Below are 18520 nucleotides of genomic sequence, written 5' to 3'. Positions count from 1 at the left end.
ATCATTGTGCCAAAAACATACGCCTTCGGGGAATCCTCGGGAAGGGCGAAGCAAAAAAAGAGGCCGCGATCTCCTGTCAAGATCGCGGCCTCTATATGTTGTGGATTATCCGGGTAAGGACTAGTAGCGGTAGTGTTCAGACTTGAATGGGCCCTTCGGCGTCACGCCGATATAGCCAGCCTGCTCTTCCGAAAGTTCCGTCAGCTTGGCGCCGAGCTTGGCCAGATGAAGGCGAGCGACCTTCTCATCGAGGTGCTTCGGCAGGATGTGGACACCCTTGTCATACTGCGCACCCTTGGTGAACAGCTCGATCTGGGCCAGGACCTGGTTGGAGAACGAAGCCGACATGACGAAGGACGGGTGACCGGTGGCGTTACCAAGATTGAGCAGGCGGCCTTCCGACAGAAGAATCATCCGGTTGCCCTTGGGGAACTCGATCAGGTCGACCTGCGGCTTGATGTTGGTCCACTTCATGTTGCGCAGCGCGGAAACCTGGATCTCGTTGTCGAAGTGGCCGATATTGCCGACAATCGCCATGTCCTTCATCTCGCGCATGTGGTCCATGCGAATGACGTCCTTGTTGCCGGTCGTCGTGATGAAGATATCGGCGGAGGACACAACGTCTTCGAGCAGAACGACTTCAAAACCGTCCATGGCGGCCTGCAGGGCGCAGATCGGATCGACTTCCGTGACCTTGACGCGGGCGCCAGCGCCGGAGAGCGAAGCGGCAGAACCCTTGCCGACGTCGCCGTAGCCGCAGACGACGGCAACCTTGCCGGCCATCATCACGTCGGTGCCGCGGCGGATGCCATCGACCAGCGATTCCTTGCAGCCATACTTGTTGTCGAACTTCGACTTGGTAACCGAATCGTTAACGTTGATGGCCGGGAAGGGCAAAAGGCCCTTGGCATGCAGTTGGTAGAGACGGTTGACGCCAGTGGTGGTTTCTTCCGTCACACCCTTGATGGCGTCGCGCTGTTTGGTAAACCAGCCCGGCGAAGCGGCAAGGCGCTTCTTGATCTGGGCGACGAGGATTTCTTCTTCCTCGGATTCAGGCTTCGACAGAACGTCCTCGCCGGCTTCGGCGCGGGCGCCGAGCAGGATGTACATGGTGGCGTCGCCACCGTCATCGAGGATCATGTTGGAAACGCCGCCGTCGGCCCACTGGAAGATCTGGTCCGTGTAGGTCCAGTATTCTTCAAGGCTTTCGCCCTTGACTGCAAAGACCGGAACGCCGGTGGCAGCGATGGCCGCTGCGGCGTGGTCCTGCGTCGAGAAGATGTTGCAGGATGCCCAGCGTACGTCGGCGCCGAGAGCAACCAGTGTCTCGATCAGGACGGCCGTCTGGATGGTCATGTGTAGCGAGCCGGTGATGCGCGCGCCCTTCAGGGGCTTGGCGGTGCCGAATTCCTCGCGGCAGGCGATCAGGCCCGGCATTTCGGTCTCGGCGATGGTGATTTCCTTGCGGCCGAAATCGGCAAGGCCGATATCCGCAACCAGATAGTCATTTTTCGTGCTCATGAAAGTCTCCGGGCTGGTGCCGTGCACGAATACCTGACATTTTGGCAGGACCGGGCAGGGCGCACTAGAATTCGGCACTTCCGGCTGTCAGCAGGAAGTTTGTTCCTCAACTATCAGGAAACGCGAAAAGGAGCAACAGGACATAAAGAGGTCTTTATGTCTTTATGTCTCTCATTTAGCCTGGGTCAGATTTCTTCGCCGAACTTGTCGGCAACCAGCGCATCGAGCGCATCGAGTGCCTCCTGGGCTTGGCGGCCGCTGGAGGTGACGGAGACCGAACAGCCGGTGCTGGCGGCCAGCATCATCAGCCCCATGATCGAGGTGCCGCCGACGGTCATGCCGTCCTTCGAGACGTGTATCTCGGCATCGTAGCCCTCGACCGTCTGGACGAACTTGGCCGAGGCGCGGGCATGCAGTCCGCGCTTGTTGACGATCAGAAGGTCGCGGGAGAGGGTCACGACCGACATCCCATTATTTTCCACTGAGGACGCGGCTTGCGACATTGATGTATTTCCTGCCTGCTTCGGACGCTTCGATGAGTGCCTTGTCCATATCGCTTTCGCCACGGACGCCGGCCAGTTTGATCAGCATGGGAAGGTTGACGCCGGCAATGACTTCGACGGTGCCGCTCTGCATCACCGAGATCGCCAGATTGGACGGCGTGCCGCCGAACATGTCGGTGAGGATGATAACGCCATTGCCTTCGTCGGCTGCAAGAACCGCGTGCAGGATGTCCTGCCGGCGCTGATCCATATCATCCTCGGGGCCGATGCAGACAGTCTCGATTGACTTTTGCGGACCAACGACATGCTCCAGCGCATGACGAAACTCTTCAGCCAGCTTGCCGTGTGTGACAAGCACAAGTCCGATCATGGTGTCTTCGCTCCAACTGCATCTGCAAATCTATAAGGAGGGTCAGATATCGCAATGCAGCAATTTCGTCCACCTTTAGGGCGGCCATCTTGGCAAGGAAAAGGCGAATGGCAAGTTAAAAATCCGGAAATGCTGCTTTAAAAGGCATCAATGTCCTTGAAAATCGGCATTTTGAGGTAAATAAGCCGCAAAATTTCAAAGGAATTCAAGCCTTCAGCCAGGGGAAGGCGATGCAACGGCAAAAAATCACCGGAGGGCAAAGAAAACCTCTCATTTTCCGGGGGTAAACGCGGCTCAAACGGCGGTTTGACCGGAAGAATGGCAAAATCGATCACGGCGGCCGGTATCGTTTCTACGGCAACGATCCCAGCGCCGCGAACCTCGGCAAGGCCTACAATCGAGGCCGGGCGGCCAGCGACGATGCGGCCGTTGCGCACCGAAATCATCACCTGATCATCCGAGACGAGAGCTGCAAACAACCCGCAATTCCTTGCCGTCGTCAGACAGGAGAGCGCCAGCATCGTCTTGCCGGCACCGGATGGGCCGACAAACAAAAACCCCCGGGTTCCGAGCACAACGGCGGTCGCGTGAATATTGACCGCCGGGTTCGTCACGAATGGTTCTCGATGGGAAGAGAAAGGATGAAACGGGCGCCGGTAATCTTGCCGCTCGCATCCAACATGTTCTCAGCCTTCAGCGAGCCGCCATGGGCCTCGGCGATCTGGCGGGAGATGGAGAGACCAAGACCCGAATTCTGGCCGAAATCCTCAGCCTCCGGCCGGTCGGTATAGAAGCGTTCGAAGATGCGGTCGATGTCTTCGGCCTGGATGCCCGGGCCATTGTCCTCGACATAGATGATGCAGCGGCTGCGGGTACGGGTCAGCCGCAGGACGATGCGACCGCCCTGGTCCGGAACGAAGGACCGGGCGTTCTCGATCAAGTTGGTGATGATCTGGCCGATGCGCAGCTCGTAGCCACCCACATCGAAGCGCGCCTTCGGATTGTCCTTGCGCTCGACGACGAAGCTCAGCTCGACGATCTTCTTGCCGCTGCGGATCTGCCGGGACAGATCGACAAGGCCACCGAGCAGTTTTTCCAGATCGACGGCCTTCGCATCGCTGCGGGCAAGTTCCGCATCGAGCCTCGAGGCATCGGAGATATCGCTGATCAACCGGTCGAGACGGCGGACGTCGTGCTGTATGACGTCCATCAGCCGCTTCTTGGAATCGTCGGTACGGGCCAGCGGCAAGGTTTCCACGGCGCTGCGCAGCGAGGTCAGCGGGTTCTTCAATTCATGGCTGACATCGGCGGCAAAATTCTCGATCGCGGCAATACGGTCATAGAGCGCCGTCGTCATTTCGCGCAGCGCAACCGAAAGGTTGCCGATCTCATCCTGGCGGGAGGAGAAATCCGGGATTTCCTCCCGCTCCTTGGCGCCGCCACGCCGCACGCGGATGGCAGCCGCCGACAGGCGTCGCAAGGGGTTGGCAATCGTGCTCGACAGCAACAGCGACAGAATGACGTTGACGAGCGCCGCGACCCCGAACACGCGGATGATGGCCAGCCGCTCGGCGTGAACGATCTTGTCGATATCGCCCGCCTGCGTCGATAAAAGCAGGACGCCGAGAACGGCGCGAAACCGCTGAACCGGCACGGCGACGGAGACGATCAGTTCGCCCTTTTCGGTGACACGCACGACGGCACCGCGAACGCCGGTCAGCGCATTCATGACTTCCGGATAGATCGCACCGTTGCCACCTGGCGGTTCCTTGTAGAGCGGCAGGTTCCCCGGCTGCAGTACGCGATTGAACCAGGAGTTCAGCCGCTCGGACCATGTCACGGCTTCCGGTTCGATCGGCGGCAGGTCGAAACGCAGCACCTGACCGCCGGTATAGAGGTGGCGGGAATCCAGTAGAAGATCGGCATCGGCATCGAACAGGCGGGCGCGGGTGCGGGTCGGCGATATCAGCCGCCTAAGGACCGGTGCCACACGTTCCTGGTTGATCGGGAATTCGAGATCCTCGTCGCTCGGTAGCGGCGTGATGCTTTGGCCTGCCTGCAGTTCCAGCAGCTTTTCGGGATCGATTGTGATCGAGTTGGTATCGACGGAGGCGGATGCGGCGATCGCGCCGGCAATAATTTCCCCTTGCGTCAGAAGGCTTTCGACGCGGGCATCGATCAGCCCTTCGCGGAACTGGTTCAGATACATGATGCCGCCGACGAGAACGACGAGCGCGACGAGATTGAAGAACAGGATACGGCGCGTCAGGCTGGAAAAGACAGCGTTGCCGAAGATGCGGCGAATCAACGTGAAGGGATGCGCCCACGTCCGGCCGGAAGCCGCCCGCGTTTCGCCTTCATCCATATCGATGTTTCGCAAGACTTCGACCAAGCCTTCAACTCCCGCTTTCGCGGCCCCTGCATGTCAATGGCAGCTACTGCCGTCAATGGCAGTTACTGCCGTTTCAATGGCAGCTTTGGCTGCCGTCCGCCGGAGGGCGGATTGGAGATCGCGCTTGCGTCTCTCTTTGGCGCGGAGCCGTATCATACAGCTCCGTCCTTGACCACGCTAGACTTGCACCTTGCGGCGATGCCTAGCCTGGCTTGCGTGGCGAGGAGATAAGATCCGGCCTCAGGCCGATTCGCGGAAGCGGTAGCCGACGCCGTAAAGCGTTTCGATCATGTCGAAGTCGTTGTCGACCATCTTGAACTTCTTGCGCAGCCGCTTGATGTGGCTATCGATGGTGCGGTCGTCGACATAGACCTGTTCGTCATAGGCAGCGTCCATCAGCGAATCGCGGCTCTTCACCACGCCTGGGCGCTGGGCCAGCGAATGGAGGATAAGGAACTCGGTCACCGTCAGGGTCACCGGCTCGTTCTTCCAGGTGCAGGTGTGGCGTTCCTGATCCATCGACAGCTGGCCGCGTTCCAGCGAGCGTGCCTGGATATCGGCGGCACTCTTGGCAGCACCGCTGCCGGTGCTTGCAGCCGCCGCCGCTTCGCGGTTGGCTGAGCGGCGCAGGATCGCTTTGACGCGCTCGACCAGCAGCCGCTGCGAGAAAGGCTTGGTGATGAAATCGTCGGCGCCCATCTTCAAGCCGAACAGTTCGTCGATTTCCTCATCCTTGGATGTCAGGAAGATCACCGGGATATCGGATTTCTGGCGCAACCGGCGTAAAAGCTCCATGCCGTCCATGCGCGGCATCTTGATATCGAAAATCGCCAGTTGCGGCGGCCGGGCAAGCAGACCGTCGAGAGCCGAGGCACCGTCGGTATAGGTTTCGACCTTGTAGCCTTCCGCCTCCAGTGCAATCGACACCGAGGTCAGGATATTCCGGTCGTCATCGACAAGTGCAATCGTCTGCATCGTATAGGGCTCCACCATTTCGCTGCGCCTCCGAGGCCGACCCGGTTGTCCGGGGCTCTGCTGCGGTAAGACGCGTTTCATGAGTATAAAGGTGGAACAAATTGTGGCGAAGTAAAATGCAAAAGCAATGAGCATGATGCCGGAAGGGCGTTTCCGGCCAAAAATCGGCGTCTGAAAAGGTTCGATTCAACCGATTAAAAAAGCAATATTTTCTTTTAAATCGATTAATATACTGAAATCATTATATTTTTTACGACAGCAATCTTGTCTTTTCCCCTTCATGCTTCTATGATTGCTAACATTCAATGTTCTGTCGGCAAACCACGGAGGAAAGCTGGACCATGCAGGAACTCGGCATTCACAACCCATCCCTTGGGCTGGAATCAATCGGCTTCAACAACCTGGACGTGGTTCGGTACAACTTTGGCACCGCTGAACTCTATGAGGAAATCCTGCGCCGCAGCGAAGCGCAGCTGACTGCGGATGGTGCCGTGCGCGCCCTGACCGGCCAGCACACCGGCCGCTCGCCGAAGGACAAGTTCGTTGTTCGCGACGAAAACACCACGGGCGAAATCTGGTGGGACAACAACAATGCGATGTCGCCGGAGCATTTCGCGGTGCTGCATCAGGACATGCTCGATCATGCCAAGGGCAAGTCTCTCTATGCGCAGGACCTGATCGGCGGCGCCGATGCGGAAAACGCACTTGCGACCCGCGTCATCACCGAATTTGCCTGGCATTCGCTGTTCATCCGCAATCTCCTGATCCGCCCGGAACAGGCATCGCTTGCGTCCTTCGTTCCGAAACTGACGATCATCGACCTGCCGGACTTTAAAGGTAATCCTGCCCGCCACGGCTGCCGCACGGAAACGGTGATCGCCTGCAATTTCACCAAGGGCATCATTCTGATCGGCGGCACGTCCTATGCCGGCGAAATGAAGAAGGCCGTCTTCACCATGCTCAACTACCTGTTGCCGGCCAGGCGCGTCATGCCAATGCACTGCTCCGCCAACGTCGGCCAAGATGGTGACGCTGCGGTGTTCTTCGGGCTTTCGGGCACCGGCAAGACGACGCTGTCGGCCGATCCGAAGCGCGCGCTGATTGGCGATGACGAACATGGCTGGGGCGAACACGGCATCTTCAATTTCGAGGGCGGCTGCTATGCAAAGACGATCCGCCTGTCGGCAGAAGCCGAACCGGAAATCTTCGCGACCACCCGGCGCTTCGGTACCGTTCTTGAAAACGTGGTGCTCGATGAAAATCGCGTGCCTGACTTCAACGACGGCTCGCTGACGGAAAACACCCGCTGCGCCTATCCGCTGGATTTCATCCCGAATGCCAGCAAGTCGGGAACGGCAGGGCATCCGGGCACGATCATCATGCTGACTGCCGATGCTTTCGGGGTCATGCCGCCGATTGCCCGTTTGACACCAGATCAGGCCATGTACCACTTCCTATCCGGTTACACAGCCAAGGTTGCCGGCACCGAAAAGGGTGTGACCGAGCCGGAAGCGACCTTCTCGACCTGCTTTGGCGCACCGTTCATGCCGCGTCATCCGTCGGAATACGGCAATCTGCTCAAGGCTCTGATTGCCGAACATGGCGTCAATTGCTGGCTGGTCAACACCGGCTGGACCGGTGGCGCCTATGGCGTGGGAAATCGCATGCCGATCAAGGCGACGCGGGCGCTGCTCGCTGCAGCGCTTGACGGCTCGCTGGCCTCGGCCGAATTCCGAACGGACAGCAATTTCGGCTTCGCCGTTCCAGTTTCGGTTGCGGGCATTGACAGCAGCATCCTCGATCCGCGCTCGACTTGGAGCGATGGCGTTGCCTATGACGCGCAGGCCCGCAAGCTGGTCGACATGTTCGTCGCCAACTTCGCCAAGTTCGAAAGCCATGTCGATGGCAGCGTCCGCGATGCAGCACCTGGCGCGAAGCTCGCAGCCGAATAAATCAGCCCTCGCAGAGGGTTGCAGACGATGATTCACGTGAAACCCGGCGCGAAAGTGCCGGGTTTTTGCGTTGACCGCGGGTTCGCGCGTTTTCAATTCTGCCATCCTGTGAGATAGAGCGGTGGAAGGATGAAACGACATGGCCAGCGATCCGCTTTACATCAACGACCGCATCGTCATCGCCGGCTGGGAGCTGACGGAGCAATTCGTGCTGGCTGGCGGGCCGGGCGGACAGAACGTCAACAAGGTCTCGACCGCGGTTCAGCTGTTTTACGGCATCGCCGCGTCGCCGGCCTTGCCGGAGCGGGTGCGTGACAATGCCATCAAGCTCGCTGGCCGCAAGGTCTCCAAGGATGGCGTGCTGATGATCGAGGCCAGTCGATTTCGCAGCCAGGAACGCAACCGCGAGGATGCGCGCGAACGGCTGAAGGAGCTGATCCTCAAGGCCGCCGAACCGCCGCCGCCGCCGCGCCGGAAAACCAAACCGACCAAGGGCTCGATCGAACGACGCCTGAAGGCAAAGACCGGACGCGGCGAAGTCAAGAAGATGCGCGGCCGCCCGGAAAACGATTGATCGCCGCAATTTTCATCCGGGCCTTGTTTTTTCCCCATGAGTGCACTCTGTTAGGGTTGAAGAAACCCGCAAAAGGAGAAGCGCCATGGGTCTGTTCAGCTTTATCAAGAATGCCGGCAAGAAACTCGGCATCGGCGGCGATGACGATGCGCCGGATGTCGAAGCGGTGAAGAAGGAACTGGCGTCCCATGATCTCGGCACAGACAAGGTCAATGTGGCGGTCGAGGGCGACAAGATCGTGCTCACCGGCGTGGTCAAGGACCAGTCCGCCTTTGAAAAGGCCGTCGTTGCCGTCGGCAATACGCTGGGTATCTCGAAGGTCGAAGCGGCAGAACTGAAGGTCGCCGACGGTGCCGCAGAACCCGCGGCGGCCAAGGACCCGGTCTTCTACACGGTGAAGAAGGGCGACAACCTCTGGAAGATCGCCGAATCGCAATACGGCAAGGGCAAGGGCGCGAAAAACACCGTCATCTTCGAAGCGAACAAGCCGATGCTGACCCATCCGGACAAGATCTATCCCGGCCAGGTCCTGCGCATTCCGGCTCTGGACCAGGCCTGACCATGAAAACAGCCGGCGCAGCTCTGTCGATTGCCGTTGCCGTTCTGATGACGGCGCTCAGCGGTCCTGCGCTGGCCCTGACGTTCCGCGAGCCCGCCAAGGGCTCGTCGGAACGGGCGGCCATCATGGATACGCTGCGCCCCGCAGTCGAGGCGGAGATGCGCGGCCCGGTCGAATTCGTGGTTACCACCATCCGGGTCACGCCGAACTGGGCCTTCGTTCAGGTCGAGCCGCAAAGGCCGGGTGGCGGTGTCATCGATCCCGAGAAAACCGGTTTTGCCGGGGATACCGACATGATGGATGGGCTGACCGTTTATGCACTGATGGGCTTTCAGGCCGGCCGCTGGAACCTGATCGATCACATGGTCGGGCCGACGGATGTCGGTTATGCCGACTGGCAGCAACGCTACGGCGTCCCGGCCGCCCTGCTCGGACTGGAATAATCTCCGATGAAGGTCTTGCCCCAGGGTATCCGGCACATTCCGGACTTTCTCGATCGGCAGCAGCAGGAGGCCCTCGTCGAAAGTATCCGCGCCGTCGTGGCGGAAGCGCCGCTGTTCGTGCCGGCCATGCCCCGCACCGGCAAGCCGATGTCCGTGCGCATGACCAATTGCGGTCCGCTTGGCTGGGTGACCGACAAGGAGCGCGGCTACCGCTACCAGCCGCAGCATCCGCTCACCGGCAAACCATGGCCGGCAATGCCCGACGCACTTCTGGAAATCTGGCGTACCGTCTCTGGAGCCGCGAAGGAGCCGGAGGCTTGCCTGGTCAATTTCTACGCCGATGACGCCCGCATGGGCCTGCATCAGGATCGGGATGAAAAGGACCTGGAAACGCCGGTCGTGTCGATTTCGCTGGGAGACAACTGCCTGTTCCGTGTCGGCGGCACCGAACGCAGCGGGGGAACGCTGTCGTTCAAGCTGGCGAGCGGCGATATCGTCGTGCTCGGCGGCGAAGGGCGTCTCGCCTTCCACGGCGTCGATAAAATCTACCCCAACACGTCGACGCTGCTGAAGAACGGCGGCCGCATCAACCTGACGCTCCGCCGCGTCACCGTCTGACGCCTAAAGTTTGCGCAGCGCCACTGTCTCGGTGAGATGATTCGGGCCCTTCTGCAGGATCAGGTCGGCGCGCGGACGCGTGGGCAGGATGTTCTGGCGCAGGTTCTTCAGGTTGATGTTCTGCCAGAGCCCCTCGGCGATCGCCAGCGCTTCGTCCTCGCTCACCTGCGCATAGCGCTTGAAGAAGGATTCCGGATCGCGGAAGGCGGTCTGGCGCAGGCGCATGAAGCGGTTGACGTACCAGGTGTGGATCAGGCTTTCCTCGGCATCGATATAGATCGAGAAATCGAAGAAATCCGACACCATCGGCACGATCTTGCCGTCAGCGGGCAGATTGCGCGACTGCAAGACGTTGATACCCTCGAAAATGAGGATGTCCGGCCGGTCGACGACCTGGAACTGGTCGGGCAGCACGTCATAGGTCAAGTGGGAATAGGTCGGCGCCTTGACGTTCGGCTGGCCGGCCTTGATCGCCGACAGGAAGCGCAACAGCGCGCCGATATCATAGCTTTCCGGAAAGCCCTTGCGGTCCATCAGGTTTTCCCGCAGCAGCGTCGCGTTGGGATAGAGAAAACCGTCGGTCGTCACCAGATCCACCTTCGGGCTCGACGGCCAGCGCGACAGAAGCTCGGCCAGGATACGCGCCGTCGTCGATTTGCCGACGGCAACGGAACCGGCAATGCCGATGACGAAAGGGGTCTTGGCGTCGTTCGACATGCTGAGAAACTGCTGGCGCTGGGCAAACAGCCGCTGCGAGGATTCCACATGGGTGGATAATAGGCGCGATAGCGACAGGTAGATGCGCCTGACTTCACTGAGATCGATCGGGTCGTTCAGCGATCGCAGCCGCTGGACTTCATCGGCCGACAGGGTCAGCGGCGTATCGGCCCGGAAATGCGACCATTCCTCCGCCGAAAAGAACCGGTAGGGCGAATAGTCCTTGTTGTCGAAATGATCCGGAATATCGGCCGGTGCGATGTCTTTGGCGACGATTGTCATGACGTGTCTACCGGCTTGCCTTTTCCTGGAGTCCGGACTGGCTTGTCCGCCGCTCAAGTTCGCTCATCACATCCTGCAATGGAATGTCAGCAATTTTCAATACGACCATAAGATGATAGATCAGATCGGCACTCTCGGCGACAAGGTTGGCGCGATCGTTGCTGATGGCGGCGATCACGGTCTCTACCGCTTCCTCGCCCAGCTTCTTGGCCGCCTTCGCCTGCCCATGGGCCACGAGTTTGGCGGTCCAGGATTCGTCCGGCGAGGCCTTCGCCCGCAAGGCGACGATCGCTTCGAGATCGGAAAGGCTGAAATTGCTCATCTGTCTTTGTCCTGAAGCTCAATCGAGCCGCATGGCGATGCCATGCTCTGCCATATAGCGCTTGGTTTCGCCGATGCTATAGGTGCCGAAATGGAAGATCGACGCGGCCAGAACCGCCGTCGCATGGCCGTCGCGAATGCCCTCGACCATATGATCGAGCGTGCCGACGCCGCCCGATGCGATAACCGGCACGGATACGCGGTCGGCAATCGTGCGGGTCAGCGCGATATCGTACCCGGCCTTCGAGCCGTCGCGATCCATCGACGTCAAAAGCAGTTCGCCAGCGCCAAGCTTGACCATCTTCTCGGCAAAGGTCACGGCATCAATGCCGGTTGCCTGGCGGCCACCATGGGTGAAGATTTCCCAGCGGTCTTCCTCGCCAGGCTTCGACACCTTCTTCGAATCGATCGAGACGACGATGCACTGGTTGCCGAACTTGTCGGCCGCTTCGGCGACGAAATCCGGATTGCTGACGGCGGCCGAATTGATCGATACCTTGTCCGCTCCGGCAAGCAGCAGCTTGCGGATATCGGTCACGCTACGCACACCGCCGCCGACGGTGAGCGGCATGAAGCAATGATCGGCCGTGCGCGCCACCACATCGAAGATCGTGTCGCGGTTGTCGGAGGACGCCGTGATGTCGAGGAAGCAGAGCTCGTCGGCACCGGCAGCGTCATAGGCCTTGGCCGATTCGACCGGGTCGCCGGCGTCGATCAGATCGAGAAAACTGACACCCTTGACGACACGGCCGTCCTTGACGTCGAGGCAGGGGATAACGCGGGCTTTGAGGGTCATGCCGCTTTTCCTTTGGCGTTCCGGATGAGCGACAGTGCCTCGGCCGGATCGATACGTCCATCATAGAGCGCCCGGCCGGAAATGGCGCCTTCCAGTTTTGCCGCATCCGGTTGAACCATGCGGCGGATATCGTCCATCGAGGCGAGGCCGCCCGAGGCGATGACGGGAATAGAAACGGCATCGGCCAGTTCCAGCGTCGAATCCCAGTTGATGCCGGTCAAGATGCCGTCGCGGTCGATGTCGGTATAGATGATCGCAGAAACGCCGGCGCCTTCGAACTTTTGGGCGAGTTCGATGACACCGAGTTCGGAGGCCTCAGCCCAGCCCTCGACCGCCACCTTGCCGCCCTTGGCGTCGATGCCGACGGCGACCTTGCCGGGAAATTTGCGGCAGGCTTCGATCACCAGCGCCGGATCGCGCACGGCGACGGTGCCGAGGATGACGCGGGCAAGGCCGCGTGACAGCCAGTTTTCGATATGATCGAGCGTCCGGATGCCGCCGCCCAGCTGCACCGGGTTTTTGGTGGACTTGAGGATCGCGTCGAGGGCAGCTCCGTTGACGGTTTCACCGGCAAAGGCGCCGTTGAGATCGACCACGTGCAACCATTCGAAACCCTGGTCTTCGAAGGCCTTGGCCTGCGCGCCAGGGTCGGGATTGTAGACGGTCGCCTGTTCCATGTCGCCGAGCTTGAGGCGCACGCACTGGCCGTCTTTGAGGTCGATGGCGGGAAAAAGGATCATGTCAGGGCTTCCAGCGCAGAAAATTCGAGATGAGGGCAAGGCCGAGCGTCTGGCTCTTTTCCGGATGGAACTGGGCGCCGGCCTTGTTTCCCTGGGCAACAAACGCCGTCACCGGGCCGCCATATGTTGTGGTGGCGATCAGGTCGTCGGGGTTTTCAACGGCAAGATGGTAGGAATGGACGAAATAGGCATGCAGCCCATCCTCACCGGTCTTGATGCCATCGAACAGCGGATGCGGCTTCTTCAGCGTCAGCGTATTCCAGCCAATCTGCGGGATTTTCAGCGCGGGATCGGCGGGCACCATCTCGACGACATCACCCTTGATCCAGCCAAATCCTTCCGTCGTCGTCTTTTCCAGCCCGCGCGATGACATCAGCTGCATGCCGACGCAAATGCCGAGGAACGGCCGGCCGGATGTCTCCACCGCTTCGTTCAGCGCTTCCCGCATGCCATCGACGGCATCGAGGCCTCGGCGGCAGTCGGCATAGGCACCGACGCCGGGCAGCACGATCCGGTCGGCGCTGGCAACGCGGTCGGCCTTGTCGGTCAGTTCGATGTCGGCGTTGATGCCGGCTTCACGTGCCGCCCGCTCGAAGGCTTTGGTGGCCGAGCGCAGATTGCCGGATCCGTAATCGATGATCGCAACGCGCATCAGCGTTCTCCATAATTTTCAAACAGGCCGACGGCGGCGCGGCCATCGGCGGGCTTTGCGGTTGCCGTCGGCAGCACCGGTGGTTGCCAGATGGCTTCGCCTTCGACCGCGCTTTCGGTGGCCACTGTGTGATCATAGATCATTTCGGCGGTGGCCAGATCGTTGGCGGTGATAATCGACTGCAACGTCCAGCCCTTGGATTGCAAGCGCTGGGCAATAAAGGCCGGCCCTTCCAGGGCGACAAGCAGGCGCAGGGCCAGCTCGATCAGCAATCCCGCCAGGCTTGGCTCCGGGATTGCAAAGGCAATGAGCCCTTGCAGGATGGCGACGGTGATACCGGCAATCCATTGGCGTTGATACAACAACCAGAACGCCGGAAAGACGAAGGCGATCCAGGAAAACTTGTCGGCGATGAAGCGTGCATTTTCGTCGCTCTTCGGAGCGCCGGGAGACGTCAGAACCAGATAGGAGGCCATGTCAGCCAACTTTCACTATGGGCCGGATCAGACCAGCGTTCCCTTGGTCGAAGGAACGCGGCCTGCCTGGCGCGGATCGATCTCTGTTGCCGTGCGAAGCACGCGGGCAACGGCCTTGAAGCAGGTTTCGGAGATATGATGGTTGTTGGCGCCGTAGATGTTCTGCACATGCAGCGTGATACCGCCGTGCTGTGCCAGCGCCTGGAAGAATTCGCGCACCAGTTCCGTGTCGAACGTGCCGATCTTCGGCGCCGAGAAATCGACGTTCCAGACAAGGAACGGCCGGCCGGAGACATCGACGGCAGCGCGGGTCATCGTTTCGTCCATGGCAAGGTCGAGTGAGGCGTAGCGGGTGATGCCGCGCCGGTCGCCGAGCGCCTTGGAAAGCGCCTGGCCGATGGCGATGCCTGTGTCTTCCACGGTATGATGATCGTCCACATGCCGGTCGCCCTCGGCAACGATGTCCATGTCGATCAGCGAATGGCGGGAAAGCTGATCCAGCATATGGTCGAAAAAGCCGACGCCGGTCGAAATCCGCGACGTGCCGGTGCCGTCTATATTGACGGACACGGTCACCGAGGTTTCGTTGGTCTTGCGCGAAACGCTGCTGGTGCGGCTCACTTGCTTGTCGGCCATCAGGTTCTCCCGAATGTGATAGAGCCGCTCCTTATCAGGCGGTGGGCGAAATATCCAGAACTGCCGCCATGATTCTCGCAGGCGCGAAACGCCGCCGGATTGACGGGGGCAGGGGGAGCGCGACGTGGGCTATTTGCAATCGGCAAAAGCGCACTTACATAGGTTTCAACGGAGCCGATGTTCGGCTCGTCGAAGCGGCCCGGAAGCCGGGCAGGGTGGGTTTCATGACAACGATTATTACCGTCCGGAAGGGCGGACAGGTGGTGATGGCGGGCGATGGCCAGGTGAGCCTCGGCCAAACCGTGATGAAGGGCAATGCCCGTAAGGTTCGCCGCCTGGGCAAGGGCGAGGTCATCGCCGGTTTTGCCGGCGCCACAGCCGATGCGTTCACGCTGCTGGAACGGCTCGAATCCAAGCTCGAACAGTATCCCGATCAACTGATGCGGGCCGCTGTCGAGCTTGCCAAGGACTGGCGCACCAACAAATACCTGCGCAATCTCGAAGCGATGATGCTGGTGGCCGACAAGTCGATCACCCTTGCCATCACCGGCAATGGCGATGTGCTTGAACCGGAACACGGCACCATCGCCATCGGCTCGGGCGGCAATTATGCCTTCGCCGCAGCGCGGGCGTTGATGGATACTGATAAAAGCGCTGAAGAGATCGCGCGCCGGGCGATGGAGATCGCCAGCGATATCTGCGTCTATACCAACGGCAACATCGTTATCGAAAAGCTCGATGCAGCCTGATCAGACCATTGCCTTTGTGGCTGTCGATGCGAGCCATGAGCCGATGCTGCTTGGCTGGCTGTCGCAGCCGCATGTGCGTGAGTGGTGGGGCGACCCGCAGGATGAGCTCGAGCTGATCCGCGAAGACCGGACTACAGGAAACACGAAGGGTTTCATTTTCTTCGTCGATGGTGAGCCTGCCGGCTACATCCAGTCCTGGCTACCGGTGCAATATGAAGGCGATCGCTGGGCAAAGGACCTGACACCCGATACGCCGGGGATCGATATCTTCGTTGGTCCGGCCGGCATGACCGGGAAGGGCGTAGCCTCCAAGGCGATCCGGGCTTTTGTGCCACAGCTTTTTGCCGGCACGGCGCCACGTATCATCATCGACCCGGATGCAAGAAATACCCGAGCCATCAAGGCTTATGCCAAGGCGGGGTTCACCCCCTATGGCGAATGGAACGATAGCTCTGGGCGCACAATCCTGATGGAATTGACCCGGACAGAATTTGAGAGGACCAGATGACCACATTTTCACCCCGCGAAATCGTGTCGGAGCTCGACCGGTTCATCATCGGCCAGCACGATGCCAAGCGCGCAGTTGCCATCGCCCTGCGCAACCGCTGGCGCCGCCAGCAGCTCAGCGATGAGTTGCGCGACGAAGTCATGCCGAAAAACATCCTGATGATCGGCCCGACCGGCGTCGGCAAGACGGAGATTTCCCGCCGTCTGGCCAAGCTCGCCGGCGCGCCCTTCATCAAGGTCGAAGCGACGAAATTCACCGAAGTCGGCTATGTCGGCCGTGATGTCGAGCAGATCATCCGCGACCTTGTCGAAGTCGGGATCGGCCTGGTGCGCGAAAAGAAGCGCGCCGACGTCAAGGCCAAGGCGCATCTGAATGCCGAGGAGCGCGTGCTTGACGCTTTGGTTGGCGCGACCTCTTCGCCAGCCACACGCGACAGTTTCCGCAAGAAGCTGCGGGCCAACGAGATGGATGACAAGGAAATCGACATCGAGATTGCCGATACGGCAACGCCCGGCGGCGGCTTCGAAATCCCCGGCATGCCCGGTGCCAATATCGGCGTTTTGAACCTGTCGGAAATGTTCGGCAAGGCGATGGGGCAGCGCACCAAGAAGGTTCGCACGACGGTCAAGGAGAGCTACGGCATCCTGATCAACGACGAATCCGACAAGCTGCTCGACAATGAGGAAATCCAGCGCGAGGCCGTGCGTTCGGCCGAAAATGACGGCATCGTCTTCCTCGACGAAATCGACAAGATCGCCGCCCGCGATGGCGGCATGGGTGCGGGTGTTTCACGTGAAGGCGTGCAGCGCGACTTGCTTCCCTTGGTCGAAGGCACCACGGTCGCGACCAAGTATGGTCCGGTGAAAACCGACCATATCCTGTTCATCGCCTCGGGCGCCTTCCATGTCTCCAAGCCGTCCGATCTCCTGCCGGAATTGCAGGGCCGCCTGCCGATCCGCGTCGAGCTGAAGGCGCTGACCAAGGAAGACTTCCGCCGCATCCTGACGGAAACCGAAGTCAGTCTGATCCGCCAGTACAAGGCGCTTCTGGAAACGGAAGGCGTCAATCTGGACTTCACCGAAGACGCACTCGATGCGCTGGCCGATGTTGCGGTCAAGCTCAACACCAGCGTCGAAAACATCGGCGCCCGGCGTCTGCAGACCGTCATGGAACGGGTCCTCGACGAGATCTCCTATGCAGCACCGGACAAGTCCGGCGAGGCCCTGACGATCGATGCGGAATATGTGCAGAAACATGTCGGCGATCTCGCCGCCAACACGGATCTGTCGCGTTATATTCTGTAGGCAGTACGAAAGTCTGGAAGGAGCGCCTACTGAGGATTGCTTCTTTTAAGCCCCGGCAAGCCAGAAAATCGGTTGTTGGCGCTACAATACCCTACCTTCCGTCATCCTCGGGCTTGACCCGAGGATCTACCATAAGAGCCGGATGGGTCCCTTGCCAAAACATGAAACCCCATCAAATGGACTGAGGAAATAGATCCTCGGGTCAAGCCCGAGGATGACGGAGTTGGGGGTTCGGGCATCCGAAAGAAAGCAACCCGAGGCATTTATCCGCAACCAAAGCAAAACCCACGTGCATCCTCAAACGATTGCACTGCTTGTTTGCATCCCCTTCACGCGATAAGCCTTTGTCCGTGCCGGGCATGATTCCGACACGATTTTGCCGCATGCGTCCCGGCACATCCGGAACGTCAAGACAGGTTCACAGGAAACAGAGCGTGCGCCCCATTCTTCAGATGCTTTTCGTCGCGGCCATGATTGCCGTTACCGGCCCCGCAATGGCGGACGGCATTCGTGTGGTGCCCGAGGGCAACCGGTATCAGGAACAGCCGAACGTGCCGGGTGCATCCCTGCGCCGGACCAAGGCCGGCAAGACCTCGTTTGATGCCAAATACGACAAGGTGCACAATCTGCTGGCCAATGACAGCAAGCTGATGGGCAAGATCAAGTCGACGGCGCGTGCCTATGGCATCGACCCGATCCACATGATCGGCGCCATCGTCGGCGAGCATACCTACAATGTCGACGCCTATGACCGGCTGCAGTCCTATTACGTCAAGGCCGCCGCCTATGCCGGCGACAGTTTCCGGTTCGGCTACGAGGGCGAAACGGTGGCGCAATTCGTGGCCCGTCCGGAATTTTCCAAATGCGTGGGCAAGAAAAGCTCCTATGCGCTGTGGACCTGCCGTGAAAGCGTCTGGGACAGCCAGTTCCGCGGCAATGCGGTTGGCGGCACCGCCTATCCGAACAATCGCTTCAGCGCGGTGTTCTTCCAGCCGTTCTTTGCCGGCCAGACCTTTGGCCTTGGCCAGATCAATCCGCTGACCGCGCTGATGCTGACCGATATGGTGTCGCGCGTTTCCGGCTATGACCGGCTGGATGAAAACGATGCCGCCGGTGTCTACAAGGCGATCATGGATCCGGACCAGTCGCTTGCCTATATGGCCGCCTCGATCCGCCACTCGATCGATGCCTACAAGTCGATCGCCGGCATGGATATTTCCGACAATCCCGGCATTACCTCGACGCTCTACAATGTCGGCAACCCCGATCAGCGCGCGGCGGCTCTTGCCGCGAAGAACAAGGGCGGCGAGGTGCAGTGGCCGGAGGAAAATTATTACGGCTGGCTGGTCAACGACAAGCTCGCGGACCTGAAGGCGCTGCTTTAACTTTCCTGAAATCGCCTTATCTTCATGTGAAGATGCGCGATGGCCGC

Annotated in this window: 22 protein-coding genes; 9 read left to right on the top strand and 13 right to left on the bottom strand. The window is 60.0% G+C overall.

The annotated features are described in order from the left end of the window. Positions 1-120: 120 nt before the first annotated feature. The 6 genes from ahcY to ACP7E0_RS14130 all read right to left on the bottom strand — a co-directional run bounded on the left by ahcY (position 121) and on the right by ACP7E0_RS14130 (position 5761). Positions 121-1521, bottom strand: a complete 1401-nt coding sequence (ahcY, locus tag ACP7E0_RS14155) for an adenosylhomocysteinase (protein WP_426125674.1) — start codon at positions 1519-1521, stop codon at positions 121-123. Positions 1522-1706: 185 nt separating this feature from the next. Further along, positions 1707-1988 (bottom strand): HPr family phosphocarrier protein, encoded by a 282-nt coding sequence (locus ACP7E0_RS14150; RefSeq protein WP_426125672.1) that lies wholly within the window; start codon positions 1986-1988, stop codon positions 1707-1709. 4 nt (positions 1989-1992) lie between these two features. Then, complete coding sequence (locus tag ACP7E0_RS14145) at positions 1993-2394, bottom strand: PTS sugar transporter subunit IIA (RefSeq protein ID WP_113312929.1); 402 nt, start codon at positions 2392-2394, stop codon at positions 1993-1995. 137 nt (positions 2395-2531) lie between these two features. Further along, the gene (locus tag ACP7E0_RS14140) at positions 2532-2915 is read right to left on the bottom strand and encodes an HPr kinase/phosphorylase (protein WP_426125671.1); all 384 of its coding nucleotides are present in this window, start codon (positions 2913-2915) and stop codon (positions 2532-2534) included. 89 nt (positions 2916-3004) lie between these two features. Next, the gene (locus ACP7E0_RS14135) at positions 3005-4759 is read right to left on the bottom strand and encodes a stimulus-sensing domain-containing protein (RefSeq protein WP_426125855.1); all 1755 of its coding nucleotides are present in this window, start codon (positions 4757-4759) and stop codon (positions 3005-3007) included. A 267-nt stretch (positions 4760-5026) separates the two neighbouring features. Continuing rightward, a complete protein-coding gene (locus ACP7E0_RS14130) occupies positions 5027-5761 on the bottom strand; it encodes a response regulator transcription factor (RefSeq protein ID WP_037097523.1) in 735 nt (244 codons plus the stop codon). Between the two features lie 341 nt (positions 5762-6102). Here ACP7E0_RS14130 and ACP7E0_RS14125 point away from each other — a divergent pair, with 341 nt between their 5' ends. The 5 genes from ACP7E0_RS14125 to ACP7E0_RS14105 all read left to right on the top strand — a co-directional run bounded on the left by ACP7E0_RS14125 (position 6103) and on the right by ACP7E0_RS14105 (position 9907). Further along, entirely contained in the window at positions 6103-7713 is a 1611-nt protein-coding gene (locus tag ACP7E0_RS14125; protein WP_426125670.1) for a phosphoenolpyruvate carboxykinase, read from the top strand. Positions 7714-7852: 139 nt separating this feature from the next. Further along, positions 7853-8287 (top strand): alternative ribosome rescue aminoacyl-tRNA hydrolase ArfB, encoded by a 435-nt coding sequence (gene arfB, locus ACP7E0_RS14120; protein WP_318414947.1) that lies wholly within the window; start codon positions 7853-7855, stop codon positions 8285-8287. Positions 8288-8372: 85 nt separating this feature from the next. Then, positions 8373-8846, top strand: a complete 474-nt coding sequence (lysM, locus tag ACP7E0_RS14115; RefSeq protein WP_426125669.1) for a peptidoglycan-binding protein LysM — start codon at positions 8373-8375, stop codon at positions 8844-8846. 2 nt (positions 8847-8848) lie between these two features. Continuing rightward, positions 8849-9289, top strand: coding sequence for a hypothetical protein (locus tag ACP7E0_RS14110; RefSeq protein ID WP_426125668.1), 441 nt, complete (start codon positions 8849-8851; stop codon positions 9287-9289). A 6-nt stretch (positions 9290-9295) separates the two neighbouring features. Continuing rightward, the gene (locus ACP7E0_RS14105; protein ID WP_426125667.1) at positions 9296-9907 is read left to right on the top strand and encodes an alpha-ketoglutarate-dependent dioxygenase AlkB family protein; all 612 of its coding nucleotides are present in this window, start codon (positions 9296-9298) and stop codon (positions 9905-9907) included. Between the two features lie 3 nt (positions 9908-9910). Here ACP7E0_RS14105 and coaA read toward each other — a convergent pair whose 3' ends face one another. From coaA to hisB, 7 genes are read right to left on the bottom strand one after another with little or no spacing between them, the layout of a single operon-like run. Then, on the bottom strand, positions 9911-10906 hold the full coding sequence (coaA, locus tag ACP7E0_RS14100; protein WP_426125666.1) for a type I pantothenate kinase: 996 nt from the start codon (positions 10904-10906) through the stop codon (positions 9911-9913). A 7-nt stretch (positions 10907-10913) separates the two neighbouring features. Then, on the bottom strand, positions 10914-11228 hold the full coding sequence (locus tag ACP7E0_RS14095) for a phosphoribosyl-ATP diphosphatase (RefSeq protein ID WP_426125665.1): 315 nt from the start codon (positions 11226-11228) through the stop codon (positions 10914-10916). A gap of 18 nt (positions 11229-11246) precedes the next feature. Beyond that, on the bottom strand, positions 11247-12023 hold the full coding sequence (gene hisF, locus ACP7E0_RS14090) for an imidazole glycerol phosphate synthase subunit HisF (RefSeq protein WP_426125664.1): 777 nt from the start codon (positions 12021-12023) through the stop codon (positions 11247-11249). After that, positions 12020-12763 carry a 1-(5-phosphoribosyl)-5-[(5-phosphoribosylamino)methylideneamino]imidazole-4-carboxamide isomerase gene (gene hisA / locus ACP7E0_RS14085; RefSeq protein WP_426125663.1) on the bottom strand — a complete coding sequence of 248 codons (744 nt, stop codon included), beginning with the start codon at positions 12761-12763 and terminating at the stop codon, positions 12020-12022. Before hisA ends, hisF begins: the two co-directional genes overlap by 4 nt. 1 nt (position 12764) lies before the next feature. After that, positions 12765-13415: an imidazole glycerol phosphate synthase subunit HisH gene (gene hisH / locus ACP7E0_RS14080; RefSeq protein ID WP_426125662.1), complete on the bottom strand. Its 651-nt coding sequence runs from the start codon at positions 13413-13415 to the stop codon at positions 12765-12767. Next, a complete protein-coding gene (locus ACP7E0_RS14075) occupies positions 13415-13891 on the bottom strand; it encodes a DUF2628 domain-containing protein (protein WP_426125661.1) in 477 nt (158 codons plus the stop codon). The genes hisH and ACP7E0_RS14075 overlap by 1 nt, the downstream gene beginning before the upstream one ends. Before the next feature lie 27 nt (positions 13892-13918). Beyond that, complete coding sequence (gene hisB, locus ACP7E0_RS14070; protein ID WP_426125659.1) at positions 13919-14527, bottom strand: imidazoleglycerol-phosphate dehydratase HisB; 609 nt, start codon at positions 14525-14527, stop codon at positions 13919-13921. A 224-nt stretch (positions 14528-14751) separates the two neighbouring features. Here hisB and hslV point away from each other — a divergent pair, with 224 nt between their 5' ends. The 4 genes from hslV to ACP7E0_RS14050 all read left to right on the top strand — a co-directional run bounded on the left by hslV (position 14752) and on the right by ACP7E0_RS14050 (position 18473). Next, positions 14752-15276 carry an ATP-dependent protease subunit HslV gene (hslV, locus tag ACP7E0_RS14065; protein ID WP_426125657.1) on the top strand — a complete coding sequence of 175 codons (525 nt, stop codon included), beginning with the start codon at positions 14752-14754 and terminating at the stop codon, positions 15274-15276. After that, positions 15266-15784, top strand: a complete 519-nt coding sequence (locus tag ACP7E0_RS14060; protein WP_426125656.1) for a GNAT family N-acetyltransferase — start codon at positions 15266-15268, stop codon at positions 15782-15784. Before hslV ends, ACP7E0_RS14060 begins: the two co-directional genes overlap by 11 nt. Then, the gene (hslU, locus tag ACP7E0_RS14055) at positions 15781-17088 is read left to right on the top strand and encodes an ATP-dependent protease ATPase subunit HslU (RefSeq protein ID WP_426125655.1); all 1308 of its coding nucleotides are present in this window, start codon (positions 15781-15783) and stop codon (positions 17086-17088) included. Before ACP7E0_RS14060 ends, hslU begins: the two co-directional genes overlap by 4 nt. Before the next feature lie 470 nt (positions 17089-17558). Then, positions 17559-18473 (top strand): DUF1402 family protein, encoded by a 915-nt coding sequence (locus ACP7E0_RS14050; protein WP_426125854.1) that lies wholly within the window; start codon positions 17559-17561, stop codon positions 18471-18473. Positions 18474-18520 lie beyond the last annotated feature (47 nt).

Source organism: Pararhizobium sp. PWRC1-1 (assembly GCF_049897905.1).
In the GTDB taxonomy this organism is placed as follows: Bacteria; Pseudomonadota; Alphaproteobacteria; order Rhizobiales; family Rhizobiaceae; genus Pararhizobium.
Note: the sequence above shows the minus strand (reverse complement) of the source record. Positions and strands in the feature narration are given on the sequence as shown.